Origin of the sequence: Massilia pseudoviolaceinigra, assembly GCF_030846505.1 — a bacterium.
Lineage (GTDB): Bacteria > Pseudomonadota > Gammaproteobacteria > Burkholderiales > Burkholderiaceae_D > Telluria_A > Telluria_A violaceinigra.
Genome location: NZ_JAVCWL010000032.1, coordinates 44,273 through 62,786, shown reverse-complemented (window position 1 = coordinate 62,786; position 18,514 = coordinate 44,273). Strand labels below are relative to the sequence as shown.

Annotated in this window: 23 protein-coding genes; 10 read left to right on the top strand and 13 right to left on the bottom strand. The window is 64.3% G+C overall.

Annotation, left to right across the window (positions count from 1 at the left end; all coding sequences use genetic code 11):
• The first annotated feature begins 3 nt into the window (after positions 1 to 3).
• From hslO to RBA40_RS25945, 3 genes are read left to right on the top strand one after another with little or no spacing between them, the layout of a single operon-like run.
• Positions 4 to 963 (top strand): Hsp33 family molecular chaperone HslO, encoded by a 960-nt coding sequence (hslO, locus tag RBA40_RS25955; RefSeq protein WP_306651112.1) that lies wholly within the window; start codon positions 4 to 6, stop codon positions 961 to 963.
• Between the two features lies 1 nt (position 964).
• Positions 965 to 1,402, top strand: a complete 438-nt coding sequence (locus RBA40_RS25950; RefSeq protein ID WP_306651111.1) for an acyl-CoA thioesterase — start codon at positions 965 to 967, stop codon at positions 1,400 to 1,402.
• 6 nt (positions 1,403 to 1,408) lie between these two features.
• Positions 1,409 to 1,942: a GNAT family N-acetyltransferase gene (locus RBA40_RS25945; protein WP_306651110.1), complete on the top strand. Its 534-nt coding sequence runs from the start codon at positions 1,409 to 1,411 to the stop codon at positions 1,940 to 1,942.
• Between the two features lie 57 nt (positions 1,943 to 1,999).
• On the opposite strand, the gene RBA40_RS25940 is transcribed toward RBA40_RS25945, so the two are convergent.
• Together RBA40_RS25940 and RBA40_RS25935 are read right to left on the bottom strand one after the other, a co-directional pair.
• The gene (locus RBA40_RS25940) at positions 2,000 to 2,998 is read right to left on the bottom strand and encodes an aldo/keto reductase (protein ID WP_306651109.1); all 999 of its coding nucleotides are present in this window, start codon (positions 2,996 to 2,998) and stop codon (positions 2,000 to 2,002) included.
• A 135-nt stretch (positions 2,999 to 3,133) separates the two neighbouring features.
• Entirely contained in the window at positions 3,134 to 3,619 is a 486-nt protein-coding gene (locus RBA40_RS25935) for a DUF3224 domain-containing protein (protein ID WP_306651108.1), read from the bottom strand.
• 90 nt (positions 3,620 to 3,709) lie between these two features.
• Here RBA40_RS25935 and RBA40_RS25930 point away from each other — a divergent pair, with 90 nt between their 5' ends.
• Positions 3,710 to 4,525, top strand: a complete 816-nt coding sequence (locus RBA40_RS25930; RefSeq protein WP_306651106.1) for a helix-turn-helix domain-containing protein — start codon at positions 3,710 to 3,712, stop codon at positions 4,523 to 4,525.
• A gap of 11 nt (positions 4,526 to 4,536) precedes the next feature.
• Here the strand turns inward: RBA40_RS25930 and RBA40_RS25925 are convergent, their stop codons facing one another.
• Positions 4,537 to 5,043: a MepB family protein gene (locus tag RBA40_RS25925; RefSeq protein ID WP_306651105.1), complete on the bottom strand. Its 507-nt coding sequence runs from the start codon at positions 5,041 to 5,043 to the stop codon at positions 4,537 to 4,539.
• Positions 5,044 to 5,116: 73 nt separating this feature from the next.
• Complete coding sequence (locus RBA40_RS25920) at positions 5,117 to 5,563, bottom strand: RcnB family protein (protein WP_306651104.1); 447 nt, start codon at positions 5,561 to 5,563, stop codon at positions 5,117 to 5,119.
• Positions 5,564 to 5,857: 294 nt separating this feature from the next.
• Between RBA40_RS25920 and RBA40_RS25915 the strand changes: the two genes are divergently transcribed.
• From RBA40_RS25915 to RBA40_RS25895, 5 genes are all read left to right on the top strand, one after another.
• Positions 5,858 to 6,853, top strand: a complete 996-nt coding sequence (locus RBA40_RS25915; protein ID WP_306651103.1) for a formylglycine-generating enzyme family protein — start codon at positions 5,858 to 5,860, stop codon at positions 6,851 to 6,853.
• Between the two features lie 61 nt (positions 6,854 to 6,914).
• A complete protein-coding gene (locus RBA40_RS25910; RefSeq protein WP_306651101.1) occupies positions 6,915 to 8,009 on the top strand; it encodes a sensor histidine kinase in 1,095 nt (364 codons plus the stop codon).
• A gap of 5 nt (positions 8,010 to 8,014) precedes the next feature.
• Positions 8,015 to 8,719 carry a LytR/AlgR family response regulator transcription factor gene (locus tag RBA40_RS25905; RefSeq protein ID WP_306651100.1) on the top strand — a complete coding sequence of 235 codons (705 nt, stop codon included), beginning with the start codon at positions 8,015 to 8,017 and terminating at the stop codon, positions 8,717 to 8,719.
• 19 nt (positions 8,720 to 8,738) lie between these two features.
• Positions 8,739 to 9,143 carry a hypothetical protein gene (locus RBA40_RS25900; RefSeq protein ID WP_306651098.1) on the top strand — a complete coding sequence of 135 codons (405 nt, stop codon included), beginning with the start codon at positions 8,739 to 8,741 and terminating at the stop codon, positions 9,141 to 9,143.
• Positions 9,140 to 9,502, top strand: a complete 363-nt coding sequence (locus tag RBA40_RS25895) for a DUF3108 domain-containing protein (RefSeq protein WP_306651097.1) — start codon at positions 9,140 to 9,142, stop codon at positions 9,500 to 9,502. The genes RBA40_RS25900 and RBA40_RS25895 overlap by 4 nt, the downstream gene beginning before the upstream one ends.
• Positions 9,503 to 9,505: 3 nt before the next feature.
• Here RBA40_RS25895 and RBA40_RS25890 read toward each other — a convergent pair whose 3' ends face one another.
• The 9 genes from RBA40_RS25890 to pyrG form a co-directional block, all read right to left on the bottom strand.
• The gene (locus RBA40_RS25890) at positions 9,506 to 10,951 is read right to left on the bottom strand and encodes a TIGR01777 family oxidoreductase (RefSeq protein ID WP_306651095.1); all 1,446 of its coding nucleotides are present in this window, start codon (positions 10,949 to 10,951) and stop codon (positions 9,506 to 9,508) included.
• Positions 10,948 to 11,565: a DUF4166 domain-containing protein gene (locus RBA40_RS25885; RefSeq protein WP_306651093.1), complete on the bottom strand. Its 618-nt coding sequence runs from the start codon at positions 11,563 to 11,565 to the stop codon at positions 10,948 to 10,950. The genes RBA40_RS25890 and RBA40_RS25885 overlap by 4 nt, the downstream gene beginning before the upstream one ends.
• Positions 11,562 to 12,014, bottom strand: a complete 453-nt coding sequence (locus tag RBA40_RS25880; RefSeq protein WP_306651092.1) for a cell division protein — start codon at positions 12,012 to 12,014, stop codon at positions 11,562 to 11,564. The genes RBA40_RS25885 and RBA40_RS25880 overlap by 4 nt, the downstream gene beginning before the upstream one ends.
• A gap of 8 nt (positions 12,015 to 12,022) precedes the next feature.
• Positions 12,023 to 12,442, bottom strand: a complete 420-nt coding sequence (locus RBA40_RS25875) for a thiol-disulfide oxidoreductase DCC family protein (protein WP_306651090.1) — start codon at positions 12,440 to 12,442, stop codon at positions 12,023 to 12,025.
• On the bottom strand, positions 12,439 to 12,981 hold the full coding sequence (locus RBA40_RS25870; protein ID WP_306651154.1) for a GbsR/MarR family transcriptional regulator: 543 nt from the start codon (positions 12,979 to 12,981) through the stop codon (positions 12,439 to 12,441). The genes RBA40_RS25875 and RBA40_RS25870 overlap by 4 nt, the downstream gene beginning before the upstream one ends.
• A gap of 451 nt (positions 12,982 to 13,432) precedes the next feature.
• Complete coding sequence (gene ftsB / locus RBA40_RS25865; RefSeq protein ID WP_306651088.1) at positions 13,433 to 13,771, bottom strand: cell division protein FtsB; 339 nt, start codon at positions 13,769 to 13,771, stop codon at positions 13,433 to 13,435.
• Positions 13,772 to 13,821: 50 nt separating this feature from the next.
• Complete coding sequence (gene eno / locus RBA40_RS25860) at positions 13,822 to 15,105, bottom strand: phosphopyruvate hydratase (RefSeq protein ID WP_099875780.1); 1,284 nt, start codon at positions 15,103 to 15,105, stop codon at positions 13,822 to 13,824.
• 103 nt (positions 15,106 to 15,208) lie between these two features.
• Positions 15,209 to 16,063, bottom strand: a complete 855-nt coding sequence (gene kdsA, locus RBA40_RS25855; protein WP_306651086.1) for a 3-deoxy-8-phosphooctulonate synthase — start codon at positions 16,061 to 16,063, stop codon at positions 15,209 to 15,211.
• Positions 16,060 to 17,739, bottom strand: a complete 1,680-nt coding sequence (gene pyrG / locus RBA40_RS25850; protein WP_306651085.1) for a CTP synthase — start codon at positions 17,737 to 17,739, stop codon at positions 16,060 to 16,062. The genes kdsA and pyrG overlap by 4 nt, the downstream gene beginning before the upstream one ends.
• A 230-nt stretch (positions 17,740 to 17,969) precedes the next feature.
• Between pyrG and RBA40_RS25845 the strand changes: the two genes are divergently transcribed.
• A complete protein-coding gene (locus RBA40_RS25845) occupies positions 17,970 to 18,371 on the top strand; it encodes a PRC-barrel domain-containing protein (protein ID WP_099875775.1) in 402 nt (133 codons plus the stop codon).
• Positions 18,372 to 18,514 lie beyond the last annotated feature (143 nt).

Below are 18,514 nucleotides of genomic sequence, written 5' to 3'. Positions count from 1 at the left end.
ACAATGACTACAGACAATACCAACGACACCCTGCAAAAATTCATCTTCGACAATGCCGCCGTGCGCGGCGAGTTCGTCGAAATCTCCAGCACCTGGCGCGAGATCCAGCAGCGCCACAGCTACCCGCCGGCCGTCAAGACGGTGCTCGGCGAAATGGTGGCGGCGGCGGCCCTGCTGTCGGCCAACCTCAAGTTCAACGGCGCCATCATCATGCAGATCCATGGCGACGGGCCGGTGCGCCTGCTGGTGGTCGAATGCGATTCCGACCTGCGCATGCGCGCCACCGCCAAGCTGGCCGAGGGTGCGAGCGTGGCCGACGACGCCAGCCTGACCGAGCTGCTCAACGCCGGCGGCAAGGGGCGCTTCGTCATCACGCTCGACCCGACCGACAAGATGCCCGGCCAGCAGCCCTACCAGGGCATCGTGCCGCTCGACGGCGACGACATGGCAACCGTCATCGAAAACTACATGCTGCGTTCCGAGCAGCTCGACACGCGCCTGTGGCTGGCGGCCGACGACAGCGTCGCGCGCGGCCTGCTGCTGCAAAAGCTGCCGCGCCACAGCGGCAAGGATGACCAGATCAAGCAAAGCAGCGAAGCCGACGAACTGGAAACCTGGAACCGCGCCGTGATGCTGGCCTCGACCCTGAAGCAGGAAGAGCTGCTCTCGACCGATATCCAGACCCTGATGAACCGCCTGTTCTGGGAAGAGACGATCCGCGTGTTCGAGCCGGCCCATCCCCAGTTCCACTGCAGCTGCACGCGCGAAAAAGTCGGCAACATGCTCAAGATGCTGGGCCGCGAGGAAGTCGACGGCGCCCTCGATGAACTGGGCCAGCTGGCGATCGACTGCGACTTCTGCGGCAAGCACTATTCGTTCGACAAGGTCGACTGCGCGCAGCTGTTCGTGGGCGGCGACACGCCGGTCGAAGTGCTGCTTCCCGCCAGCGACGTAAAGCACTGACATGCGCGACACGCCACGCTGCGCCTTCCCGCATTTTCTGGCGATTCCGACGCGCTGGATGGACAACGACGCCTACCAGCACGTCAACAACGTCGTCTACTACAGCTTTTTCGACACCGCCGTGAATCAGTTCCTGATCGCGCGCGGCGTGCTCGATATCCACGCCGACACCGTGGTCGGGCTGGTGGTCGACACGGGCTGCTCGTACTTTAGCTCGATCGCCTTTCCGGACACGGTGCACGTGGGCGTGCGCGTGGCCAAACTGGGCAACTCCAGCGTGCGCTACGAGCTGGCGCTGTATCGCAACGATGAAGCGCTGCCTGCGGCGGCCGGGCATTTCGTTCACGTGTACGTCGAGCGCGCGAGCAACCGTTCGGTACCCGTACCCGACGCCGTGCGCGCCGTGCTGGCCACCATCGCCAGCGCGCCGCCGGCATAAGCTGGCATGCGGGCGGCATCCACCCACACCATGCGCACGCTGGCCCATGACGACGCCGGCGCCTTGCTGGCATTCGAACTGGCCAACCGCGCCTGGTTCGAGCGCCACGTCGAAGCGCGCGACCCGGCGTTCTATTCGCCGCACGGCGTGGCGCGCCACATCGCGCAATACCTGGAAGGCCATGCGGCCGGCACCTGGCATCCGTGCGTGCTTCTCGACGGGGAAGGCCGGATCGTCGGACGCGCCAATCTGAAGGATATCGACCGCGTCAAAGGTTCCGCCGAAGTGGGCTACCGCATCGCGCAAGACCAGACAGGCAAGGGCCTGGCCACGTTCGCCCTGCAACACCTGATCGCTCTGGCCCGCTCGACCTGGCAACTGCGCGAGCTGCGGGCCGAGATCACCCTCGCCAATCAGGGTTCGGCGGCGGTGCTGCGCAAATGCGGCTTCGTCCATGCGGGCGACCTGCCGCGCCTGGCCATGATCGAGGATGCCTGGGTCGACGGCGCCCGGTACCTGCTGGACCTGACGCCGGCCTGAAGCTGCGCTTCGCTATCACCTGCACATAGGCCCACGCTTCGACCACGCCGCCGCACCTCACAGCCCCACCATCGGCATCTCCTGCTCGCTGTAGCGCGCGCCGCGCACCGCGCCGCGTGGCACGGCGGCGGCGATCGCCGCCAGTTCGGCCGCGCTCAACTCCAGCTGCGCAGCGGCCACATTCTGCTCCAGGTGTGCCAGCCGGCGCACGCCCGGAATCGGCACGATCTGCTCACCCTGCGCCAGCAGCCAGGCCAGCGCCAGCTGGGCCGCGCTGACCCCGCGTGCGCTGGCCAGCTGCTCCAGCCGCGCCACCAGCGGCGCGTTGGCGCGCAGCGCCTCGTCCTGGAAGCGCGGCAGACCGCGCCGATAGTCGTCCGCCGCCAACCCATCGGTTGAACCCAGCTGCCCGGTGAGGAAACCCCGGCCCAGCGGGCTGTAAGGCACGAAGCCCACGCCCAACTCGCGGCACGCCGGCAGCACCTCGTCCTCCACCTCGCGGCTCCACAGCGAATACTCCGACTGCAGCGCGGCGATCGGGTGCACCGCGCAGGCGCGCCGCAGCGTGCCGGCCGACGCCTCCGACAAGCCCAGATGCAGCACCTTGCCCTCGCGGACCAGATCGGCCATGACGCCAACCACTTCCTCGATCGGCACCGCCGGATCGACCCGGCGCTGGTACAGCAGACCGATCGCCTCCACGCCCAGCCGGGCCAGCGAGCCCTCGACCGCCGCACGCAACTGCGCGGGGCGGCTGTCCACTCCGGTCACCCGCTGCATGCCCCGCCCCTGCGCGCCGATGCGAAAACCAAACTTGGTGGCGATGCACACCTTGCCGCGCAGGCCACGCAAGGCCCGCGCCAGCAACTCCTCGTTGGCGTAGGGGCCGTAGACCTCGGCCGTATCGAACATCGTCACGCCCAGCTCGACGGCGCGGTGCAGCGTGCGGATCGATTCGGCGTCGTCGGCGCCGCCGTAGGCAAAGCTCATCCCCATGCAGCCCAGCCCAATGGCGGACACCGACAAGCCGGCCGATCCCAACGTACGCGTTTTCATCACAGCAAATTCCTCCTGTATTCAATCGAGCGGCCAGTATGGGCGGTTTCGATTGAGTGGATAAGATGCCTTACTCTGCACGCACTACTGAGCAAAATTCATCAAATCATGAGCGGCCTTCGCGCACCCGCCGTCTTAGTGCCCCAACGCGTAATCGAGCGCATAAAAGTGCTTGCCGTCGACCACCGTGAGCGCGAGGCTGCCGGTGATCCCGCTTAACTCCTCCGTGCCCGAATCGGGAACGATCGTGATGAGCGCCCGGCTCGTTCCGCCCTGCATCGTGCCCGCATGCTGGAGCACGAAGCTGCCCTTCCTGCCCGCCAGCGTGCCGCTGACCCGTTCAATGGCGACGTAGGCGGCCGAACCTTTGGTGTCGCTCACCGCCGTGAGCATGGTGCCCTTGCCGGTGGCCGCCAGCGCGCCGCCATACTGCTTGTCGAGCGCCATGCGGGCGATGGCGGTACGGCCTTCCTTCTCGGGAGCGCCAGCGGGTATGATCGCTATCTCGAACGGCCCGCTGGCGCGCAGCATCGGCGGCGCGGCCGGCGACGTTTGAGCGGCAGCCGGTTGCAGGAAGGCGAGCAGGGAGAGCGCGACGGCGCTAAAGCGGAACAAGGACATGGCAGGCTTTCGATTCAAGAGTGGGCGGCGACGGCACAATGGCGCTCGCTGACGGGAAGCTCCACACTAAGCGCAAGGACGAAAAACATCTTGGATAAACCCGACACCACGCCAGCCACGCCGAAAGGCGTCGTCGATCCGCTCGGCATGGCGCGCCGCATCCGCCTGGCCACCTACCCGCCATCGGCGGCGCTGGCGCACTTTGTCGACTACTTCTGGGTCGTCGAATGGCACATGGGCGAACGCGCGCCCGAAATCCAGCGCGTGCTGCCATATCCGAATGCGCACCTGGTGTTCGACCGCGGCCAGAGCGCCATTCACGGCGTGGTGCGCGGCGCGTTCGAGCGCACCGTCGCGGGTGCCGGCCGCGTGCTCGGCGTGCGCTTCAAGCCGGGCGGGCTGCGTCCATTCATCGCGCATCCCGTTTCGCGCCTGGCCGACCGCACCATGCCGTTCGACGAGGTCCTGCGCGTGCCCACCGCCGCTGCCGAACAGCGCGTGCTCGATGGCGGCAGCGATGCCGACATGGTCGGCGCGGCCGAAGCGATGCTGCTCGCCGTGCTGCCGGCGCCCGATGCGCGCGCGCTGCTCGCCGAACAAGCCGTCAACGCCGCAGCAGCCATCGACGGACCGGCCAGCGTGGCCGCCCTGTGCGCACACGTGGGAATCGAAGAACGCGCGCTGCAAAGGCTGTTCAGTAATTATGTGGGCGTGTCGCCCAAGTGGGTGATCCAGCGCTACCGGCTGCAGGAAGCGAGCTGGCGCCTGGCCAGGCCGGCGCCGGTGGACCTGGCGGCACTGGCCAGTGACCTCGGCTTTTTCGACCAGGCCCATTTCACGCGCGACTTCACCAAGCTGGTGGGCACGTCGCCGCTGGAATACTGGAAGTCGCAGCAGAAGTCGTGACAGCAGCAGCGTCAGAGCGGTCCATAAAGCCTGCGCACGGCAGCCGCATCGGCACCGTCGGGGAGAAAATACTGCAGTTGCCAGCGCTGCGTGGCCTGCGCCTGTTTGCTGGTCGTGAGCACCCATGGCGGATACACGCGGATCGCGCGCTTGCCACCCTGCCCCGCGCGCGCCACGATATCGCGTCTCGCCAGCACCGCCTTGGGAAAGACAAATTGCCCGAACTGGTCCCCGTCGCGGGTACTGACCACGAACAGGTCCACCGGGTCGGTCTCGTCGAACGGCTGGATCGGGCAGGTGCCGATGCGCTTCCACAGCGTGACGAACTGGCCAACCTTGGTCGGGGTGATTTTGGCGACGCGAAAGCGCACCTGCATGCCCTCGACCGCGAAACTGCTGGCCGCATACTCGGCGCTTTCCGCCTCGTGCAGCGGCGCGGTCCAGGCCATGCCGTGCGTGTCGTACGCGCGCTGGAGCACGTGCAGGTCGGGATGGAAGGGGTTTTCTTTTATTGTCATGGGATCAGGCGGCGCAGCCGTGGAGAAAGCGGCATTGTAGCCGCCCACCCGGGCTGCGCGCCTGGCGCCACGATCACTGGTTCAACAGCACCTGCGTGATCAGGCCCGTGGCGATGGCCACCAGCGCATAGTCGCCATTGGCATGTACCCAGTGGGCGCCACGCGGCGGCGCGCTCAGGCGGCGGCTGCGCCAGTCGCTGACCACGTAACTGCTGCCGCGATACTGGTGATCCAGATACGCGCCGCGGCGGAAGTGGTGACGCCGCGATGGGCCATGATCGTAAGCCTGGTAGCCGCCGCGCGGGCTGTCGTAACGGTCGCCGCGGCGGTCATGGTGACGGTCGCGGTCATGGCGGTCATGGCGGTCATGGCGGTCGCTGCGTTCATAACGGTCATTGCGTTCATTGTGCTCGCTGCGCTGGCCATGCTCGCCGCGGTAGTCGCGCGATTGAGCGAAGGCTGCGCTGCCGGTGCCCATGCAAACAGCCATGAGGGCGATGATGAGGGCTTTCTTGTGCATATGAACTCCTGTCGTAAATACTGCCTGCAGCAATATGGACCGTGCGAGAAATGCCGCCTCTCCGGGGACCAGGGCGACTACTGCGTGTCGTCCATGTACCCATTACACCCCGCTTTGGCTCCTACAACCAGCATGGTCCGGTAAGAAGTGTTACCGGACGTGTCTGCGGGTGCCGATTGGGCCGATCGCGCCGCTCATCCCCGCATAGCGCCGGTCGGCACCTTTTCCCGACAATGGCGGCCGTTTCGCACAGAATGTGGTCATTCTCACCACCCCACCTGACGAAGGCACGACATGCAAAGCACCCTCCTGTTCTCACTGGCCCTGATGGCATCCACCAGCGCGGCGGCAGCCGCCGGCAGCGTGACCGAACCCCCGATGGTCGCCATCAAGGGCGGCACGTTTGCGATGGGCGGCACCATCCCGGGTACGAGCAAGGACTATCCGACCGATCAGCCGGTCCACGACGTGCGCGTGGCCAGCTTCCAGATGGCGAAGTACGAAGTCACCGTCGGCCAGTTCCGCCAGTTCGTCGAAGCGACCGGCCACAAGACCCCGAAAGAATGCTGGAAGTTCGGCAGCACCGAATGGGGCATCGAAATGGCACCGGGCGCCTGGAATACGCCGGCCTACGCACCGAGCGACTACCATCCGGTCATGTGCGTCACCTGGAAGGACGCCACCGCCTACGCCGAATGGCTGTCGGCCCAAACCGGCAAGCCGTACCGCCTGCCGTCGGAAGCGGAATGGGAATACGCCGCGCGCGCCGGCAGCAAGACCGACTACCCGTTCGGCGACGACGCCAGCCAGGTGTGCCGCCATGCGAACATCCGCGATTTCTCGGGCAACAAGGCGATCGCCGCGCTCATCGGCCGCACCGGAAAGAGCGCCATCTGCGAAGACGGCGCCGCATTCACCACGGTGGTCGGCATGTACGAGCCCAACGCCTTCGGCCTGTACGACATGATCGGCAACGTGGGCGAGTTCGTGGCCGATTGCGAGCACCTGAACTACGAAGGCGCACCGGCGGACGGTTCCGCATGGACCACCAACTGCCACAAGCGTGATTCGCCCATGAAGATGCACCGGGGCGGTAGCTACGGGGCGCGCGACGCCCGCACGGTGGTGCGCGGGCATGCGGGAGATGAAAACCCAAGCAGCATCGGCGAAGGCTTCCGCCTTGCGCTGGGTGGGCCGGTGCGGCCGCAGGTGCCTGCGGTGGCGCGTTTCGAAGCGGAGTTGGCCACAGCCCGCGCCGCCGAACGGGAGCGGCGCAAGACAGCCAAATAAAGCCGGGCGCGCCGCCTTGCTAGAATGCGCTCTCCGATCATTCACTGGATAACCCGACCGCATGCAGCTGCACTTCTTCCCGCGCGACCGCGACTTCTGGATTTACCACTGCAGCGCCGTCGCGGTGGGTGTCATGGCCAGTACCGCCATCGCCGTCGCGTGGGGTTTCATGGTCCGGATGCAGTTCTACTCCAGCCTGGCGTGGATTCCGTTCTACACGCTGGCGGTACTGGTATTGCGCTGGCTGTACAAGCGGCGCGGCGGCGACGCCGTGCCGATCGCCAGGCTCATTGCCATCGTGGTGCTGTACAGCGCGGTGGCCGGCATGGTGATCGGCGCCTGCGTCACAGCCGCGGTCGCGCCGATGTTCTTGAAAACCATCAGCGCCAAATATAAAAAACTCAACATCCCGATCATTCCGTCCGAACTCCTACTGAACAAATTCATCGACGAAGCGCCCAAGAGCCAGCTGTTCGTGGCGGTGTGGGGCTTCATCTACATCAGCGTGAGCAGCAGCCGCCGCATCAAGACGGCCGAAGTGTTCAACCTGCGCCTGCAAAACAATCTGAAGGAAGCGCAGTTGAGCAGCCTGTCGAACCAGCTCAACCCGCACTTCCTGTTCAACTCACTCAATAACATTCGCTTCATGATCCACGAAGATGCGCAGCGCGCCGACGCGATGATTACCTCGTTCTCCGACATCCTGCGCTATTCGCTCGAAAGCAGCCAGCACGAAAAAGTCAGCCTGCACCATGAAGTGGGCATCATCACCAAGTACCTCGCCATCGTCAAGACGCAGCTGGAAGAACGCCTGGCTTTTTCCCTTCACATCGCGCCCGGCCTGGACGACGCGCTGATGCCGCCGATGGTCTTGCAGATGCTGGTCGAGAACGCGGTCAAGCATGGCCTCGACCAGCTTCAGGGCGGCGGCACGTTGACCGTGAGCGCATCCCGGCAAGGCCAGTGCCTGCTGCTGGAAGTGCACAACGACGCTCCCGACAAGCCGGTGCCGGCTGCCGGCGGTACCGGCATCGGCCTGCTCAATATCGGGCAGCGCCTGCATCTCCTGTACGGCGACCTGGCCGCGCTGAACACCACCCACGCGGATGGCGTCTTCAAGGTCGGCATCACGGTGCCGCTGGAGCGTGCGGCATGAGGGTGATGGTGATTGAAGACTCGCGCCTGGCGCGCGAAGGGCTGGTGCGCATGCTCGGCCAGTTCGACGGGGTCGAGGTCATCGGCCAGGCCGACCATCCGGCGACGGCGGCACCGCTGATCGCCGAACTGCGGCCGGACGTGCTGTTCCTCGACATCCACATGCCCGGCGCCAGCGGATTCGACCTGCTCGAAATGCTCGACTACCTGCCGCGCATTGTCTTCACGACCGCCTATTCCGAATACGCCATCCGCTCGTTCGACTACAACACCGTCGACTACCTGCTCAAGCCAGTCAGCCACGAACGGCTGGCCACCGCGATTGCCAAGCTGGCCGCCGCCGACGCCGCGCCGGCAGCGGCGCCACGGCCGCCGCTGGACATCAACAGCAAGATTTTCGTGAAGGACGGCGAACGCTGCCACCTGGTGAGCCTGGAGACGATCCGGTATATCGAAAGCTGCAAGAACTACGTGCGCATCTTCTTCGGCGGCGAAAAAGCCTACGTCAAAAAATCGCTGAACAGCATCGAGGAGCGGTTGCCGGTCAAATTTTTCTTCCGCGCCAACCGCCAGTGCATCATCAACCTGCAGGAAATCCGCGCCATCGAAGAATCGATCTCGCTCGGCTACGAAGTGACGATGAGCGACGGCAAAGTGCTCGAAATCTCGCGCCGCAATGCCCAGGAATTGAAGGACCTTTTGAGTTTTTAACGTACAGGAGATGTGCGATATGCGCATACCCCGACTGGCATCGCCTGCCGTGATCGTGGCGGCTGTCCTTGCCCCTTCCAGCCACGCCGCCGTCTCCAAGGTCGACGTCGGCGCCGTCCTGCCGCGCGCCGCGCTGCTCAAGGAAGGCGTGCACCACTACCTGCGCTACCTGCGCAGCGGCGAGAGCCGGATACCGGCCGACATCATCACACGCGAAATCCGCTTTACCACCGAAGATGGCCAGAAGCGCATGCAGATCCGGCAGCGCTACGACACGGCGCCATCGGCGGCGTCGCTCAAGACCGTCAGCTCCTGGTTCGATGCGGGCTCGCTGCGGCCGCGCACGCACGAGCGCATTGTGGAAAAGGACGGCAAGCGCGTGGTCGGGGGTTCATTTTCGCACCCGATAAAATCACCGGCATGAAAGAACTCGCCGACAGCATCCACAAGGACCTGGTGCTCAACTCGCCCGAGCCAAGCTTCAACTTCGAGACCGATATCGAAACGCTGCGGGCGTTGCCGCTGGCCGAAGGCTACGAAGCGAGCATCAACTTTTACCACCCGGGCGGTCAGCAGGGGCCGGCGCGCTACCTCTTCAAGGTCACCGGATCGGCCAGCATCCCGGGCCCGGGCGGGATGATCGAATGCTGGGTCGTCACGACCGACTACAACCGCCCTGGCTACGTAGCGACCTTCTGGTTCGCCAAAGGCAGCCAGCTGATGGTGCGCCAGGACAGCCCCGCCGGCGAGGGCAAGGTCCTGGTCAAGACCCTGATCGACTAAGCGTCACGACAGACTCGCCAGCGCACCGGCCAGGGTCGGATGGTTGAAGGCGAAACCGCTCGCCTGCAGCCTGGCGGGCGCCACGCGCTGGCCTTCGAGCAGCAGGTCGGCCTGTTCGCCCAGCGCCAGGCGCATCGGCCAGCCGGGCGTAGGCAGCCAGTAAGGGCGCTTCAATACCTTGGCCGCCGCCCGGTTGAAGCCCGCCTGCGGCAGGCTCTCGGGCGCGGTGAAGTTGTAGGCTCCGCCCTCCCCGCTGGTCCACAGATGGGCGATGCCGGCGATGACATCGTCCACATGAATCCACGACAGCCACTGGCGCCCGTCGCCGAGCGGGCCGCCCATGCCCAGTTTGACCGGCAGCAGCATCATCGGCAGCGCGCCCTGGGTACCGAGCACCAGGCCGAAACGCATGCATGCCACGCGCACGCCATAGGCCGCGGCGGTGCCGGCCGCTTCTTCCCACTCGCGGCACAGGTCCGACATGAACATCGGCTGCGGCGCATCGCTTTCTGTCAGTACGGTATCGTCACCGCGCGCCTGGATGCCGTAGTAACCGATGGCGGACGCCGACAGCATCAGCGCCGGCTTGTGGTCGGCGGCCGCGATCCAGGACACCACCTTGCGCGTGAGGCCGATGCGGCTGACGCGCAAAGCCGCCTGACGTGCTTCGCTCCAGCGCCAGCCGAGAATGCGCGCGCCCGCCAGATTGATGACCACATCGATGCGGCGCGCCGGCGGCAGCTGCGCCAGGTCGCTGACGCACTCCACCCGGCCGTCGAACAGCCAGGCCGCCGTGCGCGGCTGGCGTGACAGCACCGTGACGCGATGGCCATCGGCCACCAATGCGCGCACCAGCTTCTGGCCGATGAAGCCCGTGGCGCCGGTCACCAGCACCGCGCATTCGGTCGCGCCGAAGCGCAGTGCGGGCCGCTGCGGCCGGGCCTCCTGGCGGGCGATGGCGCGCGCCGCGAACGCATCGCGCACGCCGGACAGCCCGACCCCGGCGCCGCACAGCAGCAGGAACGCGCTCAGGACGCCATGCGGCTCCCATACCAGCGCGGTCGGCAGCGTCATGCTCTCGCCAGCGTTCAGGGCCAGTAGCGCGATGAAAGCGCCGCCATTGAGCGTCAGCACGGTATGCGTGACCCGTTCGGTGGCCGGCAGCAGGCGGGTCTGGTCCTCGACCACGAAATCCCACAAGGTCAGAGCGATCTCGACCGCGAACACCAGCAGCAGTGCCACCGCCCACAAACCATTGAAGCGCCAGCACGCCAGGCCGATATACATGGCGCAGTAAATCAGGGAGCGCAGCGCATGGATCCGCAGTTCCAGGCGCGCGCTCGCGCGGCCGGGCAGGGCCTCGGTCAGTTCATGGTGATACAGGGTGTCGAAGGCACCCAGACAGCCCTGGACGGCCATCAACTGCAGCGCCAGCAAATGGGTATTCATACACGCACCTCGCGAAACACGCCCGCCTGCGTGAAGGTTGTACCAAACAGCGCGTGGCGGATCTCGATACGGATATCGAACTGCGCGCTGTCGTTATTGCGGTGACACAGATAGGTTTTACCCGGCGTGAACCAGGCCGGGATGGGAATGCGCACGCCCAGCACCTGCCAGAAGTAGCCATCGCTCTCGAAGTGCAGGTTCCCGTCGCGCACCGCCAGCACCAGCTTCATGCCCATGCCCATGCCGACGTATTCGAGCACCTCGCCGCGCGCGCTCTCCATCATGTAGGACGTGAACTGCACCGGCTTGCGCCCGTTGAGGCGATAGATACGCTGCTTGAAAATGGCCGCGCTGCCCTGTTTCGAGTACACCTCGATATCGACCGGGAAGTCGGCATCGTTAAACGGCATCAGCGCGCCCTGGATCAGCGGCATGGTCAGGTAGCCCAGCACGCGGCCGACGCCTGAGCAGGTCAGTTCCGTCATCCGGCCCGTGTAGTGCAAGGGTTTGCCGGGCATGGGGTTATGGTCGAAACGCGCCTGGATGTCGGGATGAAGGCCGCGCCATGCGGGACCGAGGATCTTCTTGAATAACTCGCCTTCGGACGCGATCATGTGCGCACCGCTTGCGTGCGGTCGACGCAGTAAAGGTACACCAGCGGCGGCAGCATGGTGGCCAGCGCGAAGGTATCGATCCAGATGTTATCCCAGCAGCCCGCGCGCAGCGACACCATCATGTCCTGCGGCGCCCACAGCAGCATGCCGGCGATCAGCGCGCCCCAGGCGAATGCGCTGCGCTGGCGGTCGCCGATCCACGCCAGGGCGCCCATCCAGAGGGCCGCGCTTTGCACGGTGGGGCCGAACAGCGAGATCCACCAGATTTGCTGCGCATGGGCCGGCGCCGGCACGGTCGCGCCCCAGAACGCCGTTTCGATGCCGCGGTGGTAGCCGCTGAAGATGGCGGCGTCGGCGAACCATGGCAGCAGCATGCCGACCACCAGGTGGGTGGCGATGGCCGCGTACATCCAGCGGATGGCCCAGCGGCGCAGAAATGGAGAGTGCATAGGTGCTTTCATCGTTTGAAGAAGGGATTGGGACGCTCGCACACACCCTCTGTGCAAGCCGGAGCGCGATAACCGAGCACGCGCGACATCAGGTAGCGGTGACGCGCGAACAGCCGGTACGACCAGCTGCACAAGGTGCGCAAACCGGGCACGCGCAGCGGCAGCACGCGCCAGGCCTGGCCGGCCAGGGTGTAGGCGCGCAGCATGCTGTCGATCCCCGCCAGCACGCGGCCGTCGCGCGTCCGGCTGTGCAGTTCGCGGTTCAGGGCGGCCATGTCGACGCCGAGATGGGCCGGATCGAAGCCGGGAGCGGCGATATCGACAAAGGCCAGATGCCCGGCTTTGTCCCATTGCGCCAGCCTGGCCATGCCGGCCCGGCAGAACGGGCATTTGCCGTCGAAGTAGAGGGTCAGTTCGGCGCTGCTCATGATGCGTCCTTGTCGTCGGGGCCGAGAAAGCGCGCCACCTTGCCGCCCATTTTCAGGAAACGCTGCAGGGTCGCGGGCGGCAGGTGCTTGTAATCGTCGTAGGTCGTGCCGAGCATGTCGAGGAAGGTCAGCACTTCGTTCATGCGCGCCAGCGACGCTGGTTCGAGCGCGCTATCGGTATCGCCCTCGATGGCGCATTCGCGCAGCACGGTCAGGGTCGGATCGATCTCGCGCCGTTTGCGCTCCTCGACGATGACGCGGAAGATCTCCCACACATCCTGAAGGGCGACGAAGTGATCGCGCCGGTCGCCCATCAGATGGGTGACGCGGATCAGGTTCCAGCTTTGCAGCTCCTTGAGGCTGTTGCTCACGTTCGAGCGCGCCACCGTCAGCGCCTCGGCGATCTCCTCGGCCGCCAGCGGACGGTTGGCCAGGAACAGCAGCGCATGAATCTGCGCAACGGTGCGGTTGACGCCCCAGCGCGTGCCCATCTCGCCCCAGTGCAGGACGAATTTCTGTTCGGTCGGTCCCAGTGCCATCATTTCTCCAATTTCATTCATTTCTGTCGTTACAGAAATTAAATACCGATTGGCGCCGCTTGTCAACGTTAATCAGAGAAAATACACGAAACTACTGCCTAGGAATTTGGACAGAATCGAGCGAAATTCCCTATAAGCTGACGAGTGACCTCCCTACAACCGGGGTCAGACCTCTGATTAGCAATTTTTGTACAGGCAGCAACGCGATTTGCCGCTTACTGGGCGAGCCAGGGTGCCGTCGGCGGACGCGCAATCCGTTTCCCATAGCGGGAGCGACGGCTGGTCGGTCAACAGCGCGGCATTTGTCGCTTGGTGAGGCGAAAATTTGATCGGCGGATTTATCCCGGAACAAACTGTTTCAAGTCAGAGCTCTGACCCCGGTGTGGCGTAACGATGCCAGAAGACAACTAATTTCGAATCAGAGGTCTGACCCCGGTGTTAGGAAGGTGCTTCAGGGGGTAGTCTTGGCGTCGGGCTTGGGAGGCGGCAGCGGGGTGGCCGATTCCTTGGGGTGGCCGTTGGCGTCGAGGATCTGGATGAAGATCTCGTTTTTCTTGATCATGCCCAGCTCGAAACGCGCGCGCTCTTCCACCGCGCCCGTGCCGTTGGTCAGGTCGTGGACTTCGGAGTCGAGCTTGGCGTTGCGCGCCTTCAGTTCCACTGTCTTGCGCTGCGCCAGGAGCACCTGGTTTTCAAGTTCGCCCACGCGCAGCCACCCACCCTTGCCCAGCCAGAGCGGCAGTTGGATCAGGAGCAGGAGGGTCGCGAGAACGAGCGTAATGAGGCGCATGACTGGGACGATGGCACCGGCCGCCACGCGGCCAGCCGGTGCGGTTCGGCTTACTTCAGGTTGTAGAAGGCGCTACGGCCAGGGTAGCTGGCGATGTCGCCCAGGTCTTCTTCGATGCGCAGCAGCTGGTTGTACTTGGCCATGCGGTCCGAACGCGACATCGAGCCGGTCTTGATCTGCAGGGCATTGGTACCAACGGCGATGTCGGCGATCGTCGAGTCTTCGGTCTCGCCGGAACGGTGCGAGATGACGGCAGTATAACCTGCGCGCTTGGCCATTTCGATGGCGGCGAACGTTTCGGTCAGAGTGCCGATCTGGTTGATCTTGATCAGGATCGAGTTGGCGATGCCTTTCTCGATGCCCTCTTTCAGGATCTTGGTGTTGGTGACGTACAGGTCGTCGCCCACCAGCTGCACCTTCTTGCCCAGCGCTTCGGTCAGGATCTTCCAGCCATCCCAGTCGTTTTCCGCCATCGCGTCTTCGATCGAGATGATCGGGTACTTGTCGCACCAGGTCGCGAGCATGTTGGTGAATTCGGTCGCGGTCAGCTGCATGCCTTCGCCTTCAAGGTGGTATTTGCCATCCTTGTAGAATTCGGACGCGGCGCAATCGAGGCCCAGGCAGATCTGCGTGCCCGGCTCGTAGCCAGCCTGCTCGATCGCTTGCATGATCAGCTTGATGGCTTCTTCGTGGTTGGCCACGTTCGGCGCGAAACCGCCTTCGTCGCCGACCGAGGTGGCCAGCTTTTTCTCGTGCAGGATCTTTTTCAGCGTGTGGAAGATCTCGGCGCCGTAGCGGATCGCTTCCTTGAAGCTCGGTGCGCCGACCGGGATGATCATGAATTCCTGGATGTCCAGGTTGTTGTCGGCGTGCGCGCCGCCGTTGATGACGTTCATCATCGGCACCGGCATTTGCATCGCGCCCGAACCGCCAAAATAACGGTACAGCGGCAGGCCGGCTTCTTCAGCGGCAGCCTTGGCCACGGCCATCGAGACGGCCAGCATGGCGTTGGCGCCCAGGCGGCTCTTGTTTTCGGTGCCGTCGAGGTCGATCAGGGTACGGTCGAGGAACGCTTGCTCGTTCGCGTCCAGGCCCATGATGGCTTCGGAGATTTCGGTATTGATGTTTTCGCAGGCTTGCAGCACGCCCTTGCCGAAGTAACGGTTCTTGTCGCCGTCGCGCAGTTCGATCGCTTCGCGCGAACCGGTCGAGGCGCCCGACGGTACCGCAGCGCGGCCCATCACGCCCGACTCCAGAAGCACGTCGCATTCGACGGTCGGATTGCCGCGCGAATCGATAATTTCGCGGCCGATAATGTCAACGATAGCACTCATATTTCAATCTCCAAAGGGTAAGAAAAAGGTGGGCGGACCGCTGGCGGTCCGCCTGCATCTGTCAGGGCGATCGGGACGGCGGCAAGTGCCGCACTACACAAACTTACGCAAAGCTCGATTCGAGAAAGCCCGCTTTCTTGACCACGCGGTCGAGTTCGACGAGGGTCGTGAGCAGTTCCTTCATGCGTCCGAGCGGCACGGCGTTCGGGCCGTCCGAGAGCGCCTGGGCGGGGTTCGGGTGCGTTTCCATGAACAGGCCGGCGATACCGGCTGCCACGGCTGCGCGCGAGAGCACGGGAATGTGCTCGCGCTGGCCACCGGATGAGGTGCCCTGTCCGCCCGGCAGTTGTACCGAGTGGGTCGCGTCGAACACGACCGGGCAGTTCGATTCGCGCATGATCGCCAGCGAGCGCATGTCGGAAACGAGGTTGTTGTAGCCAAACGAGGCACCGCGCTCGCAGGCCATGAAATTGTCTTCATCGAGGCCGGCGTCGCGCGCGGCCTGGCGCGCCTTGTCGATCACGTTCTTCATGTCGCCGGGCGCGAGGAACTGGCCCTTCTTGATGTTGACCGGTTTGCCCGACTGGGCGCAGGCGATGATGAAGTCGGTCTGGCGGCACAGGAAGGCGGGCGTTTGCAGCACGTCGACCACGCTCGAGACGGCGGCGATTTCTTCGATCGTGTGGATGTCGGTCAGGACCGGCACGCCGATTTCGCGGCGCACGTCGGCCAGGATCTCGAGGCCCTTGTCCATGCCGGGACCGCGAAACGAGGTGCCCGAGGAGCGGTTGGCCTTGTCGAAGGACGACTTGTAGATGAACGGGATACCCAGCGCCGAGGTGATTTCCTTGAGCGTGCCGGCAGTGTCCATCGCCATCTGGCGCGATTCGATCACGCAGGTGCCGGCGATGAGAAAGATCGGGTGCTCGAGGCCGACGTCAAAACCGCAAAGCTTCATGCTGCATCTCCTGTGGGTGCGTCCGCCGCGGCCTGGCCGTTGGCCGCCTTGTGCGCCAGCGCGGCCTTGATGAACGACGTAAACAACGGATGACCGGTGCGCGGGGTCGACTTGAACTCGGGATGGTACTGCACGCCCATGTACCACGGGTGCGCGTTCGCTCCGGTGCGCGGCAGTTCCATGATCTCGCACAAGTCTTCGGTCGGGGTGCGCGCCGACACGATCATGCCGGCCGCTTCGACCCGCGCCAGGTAGTGATTGTTCGCTTCGTAGCGGTGACGATGGCGTTCGGTGACCACGCTGCCGTAGATGTCAAAGGCCAGGGTGCCCGGATTGACCGCGCAGGTTTGCGCGCCCAGGCGCATGGTGCCGCCCAGGTCGGATTTTTCGTCGCGCTTTTCGACCTTGCCGTCATGGTTTTGCCACTCGTTGATGAGGGCCACGACCGGCTGGTCGGTGTCGGTGTCGAATTCGGTCGAGTTGGCGTTGGTCAGGCCCGCCATGTGGCGCGCGTATTCGATCAGGGCCACTTGCATGCCCAGGCAAATGCCGAGGTAAGGGATCTGCTTTTCGCGGGCGTAGCGCGCCGCCATGATCTTGCCTTCCACGCCGCGCTTGCCGAAGCCGCCCGGCACCAGGATCGCATCGTACTTGGCCAGGTGTTCGCAACCCTTGGTTTCGATGTCTTCCGAGTCCAGGTATTCGATGTTGACCCGGCTTTCGGTGTGGATGCCGGCGTGGCGCAACGCTTCGGTGAGCGACTTGTACGATTCGGTCAGGTCGACGTATTTGCCGACCATGCCGATGGTGACCGACGCTTTCGGGTTTTCCAGCGCGTAGATCAGCTTGGTCCACATCGACAGGTCGGCCGGCGGCGCTTCCAGGCCGAGCGCTTCGAGGATGATGGCGTCGAGGCCCTGGTCGTGCAGCATCTGCGGCACCTTGTAGATGGTGTCGGCGTCCCACACCGAGATCACGGCCTGCTCTTCGACGTTCGAGAACAGCGAGATCTTGGCGCGTTCGTCGTCCGGAATCGGGCGGTCGGCGCGGCACAGCAGCGCGGTCGGGGTGATGCCGATTTCACGCAGCTTTTGCACGCTGTGCTGGGTCGGTTTGGTTTTCAGTTCGCCCGCCGAGGCGATGTACGGCACCAGGGTCAGGTGCACGAAAGCGGCCGATTTGCGGCCGGCGCGCAGCGACAGCTGGCGCGCCGCTTCCAGGAACGGCAGCGATTCGATGTCGCCCACGGTGCCGCCGATTTCCACCAGCGCCACGTCCACGCCTTCGGCGCCGCGATAGATGTAATCCTGGATCTCGTTGGTGATGTGCGGGATCACCTGCACGGTCTTGCCGAGGTATTCGCCGCGCCGTTCCTTGCGGATCACCGATTCGTAGATCTGGCCGGTGGTGAAGTTGTTCACCTTGCGCATGCGGGTGCTGATGAAGCGCTCGTAGTGACCCAGATCGAGATCGGTTTCGGCGCCGTCGTCGGTGACGAAGACTTCGCCATGCTGCATCGGGCTCATCGTACCGGGATCGACGTTGATGTACGGGTCGAGCTTGAGCATGGTGACTTTAAGGCCGCGCGATTCGAGGATCGCGGCGAGAGAGGCGGCGGCAATCCCTTTTCCAAGGGAAGACACAACGCCACCGGTGACGAAGACAAATTTGGTCATTGCAGATGGTGCCGAACGGCACGTGCGGGAAATTGAAATTATACCTTAAACCGGCCAATGCTTCCGCAAAACAAGGTAAAAAACAGCAACAACGGCGGACCGGGCGGCTACGTCGGGGATGGTGTATTGACCAATTTGAAAGATTGCAAATTGTCTATTCCGTGTGCGCCAGCGAACAGACATGATCTTGCTCAAGCCTCAGGATTGAACTTTTACCACAGGAGGTCAAAATGTCCTACGAAGAACGCGATGCTTATGGCATGTATGTCGACAAGGGTTCGAAAGGCCCGGGTCCAGAACTGATGGGTGCGGATACCCTGATCGGTGACCACGTGCACAATCTCAAGAATGAGCATCTGGGTGAAATCAAGGAAATCATGCTCGACATGCGCACCGGTAAGATTGCGTATGCAGTCATGTCGAGTGGCGGCGTGCTGACCATTGGCGAAAAACTGTTCGCCGTGCCTTGGGAAGCATTGACCCTCGACACCGCCAACAAGCGCTTTACGCTCAACATCGAGAAAGAGCGCATCGACAACGCGCCAGGTTTCGATACCGATCACTGGCCCGATATGGCCAACCAGCAATGGTCGAGCCAGATTCACAGCTATTACGGCACCAGCGCGCACTAAGCGCCTCCGCTTCCATCGCGCGCGCCCGCCTTCCTGCCAGGAGCGGGGGCGTTGCGCGCGGGGTGCGGTAGCGCTTGCCGCTCCGCCCCCGTCGCCGCCCCTTTCCGACCTCGTTTGCCGCGCGTGCCGCCTCCCCCCGTCGC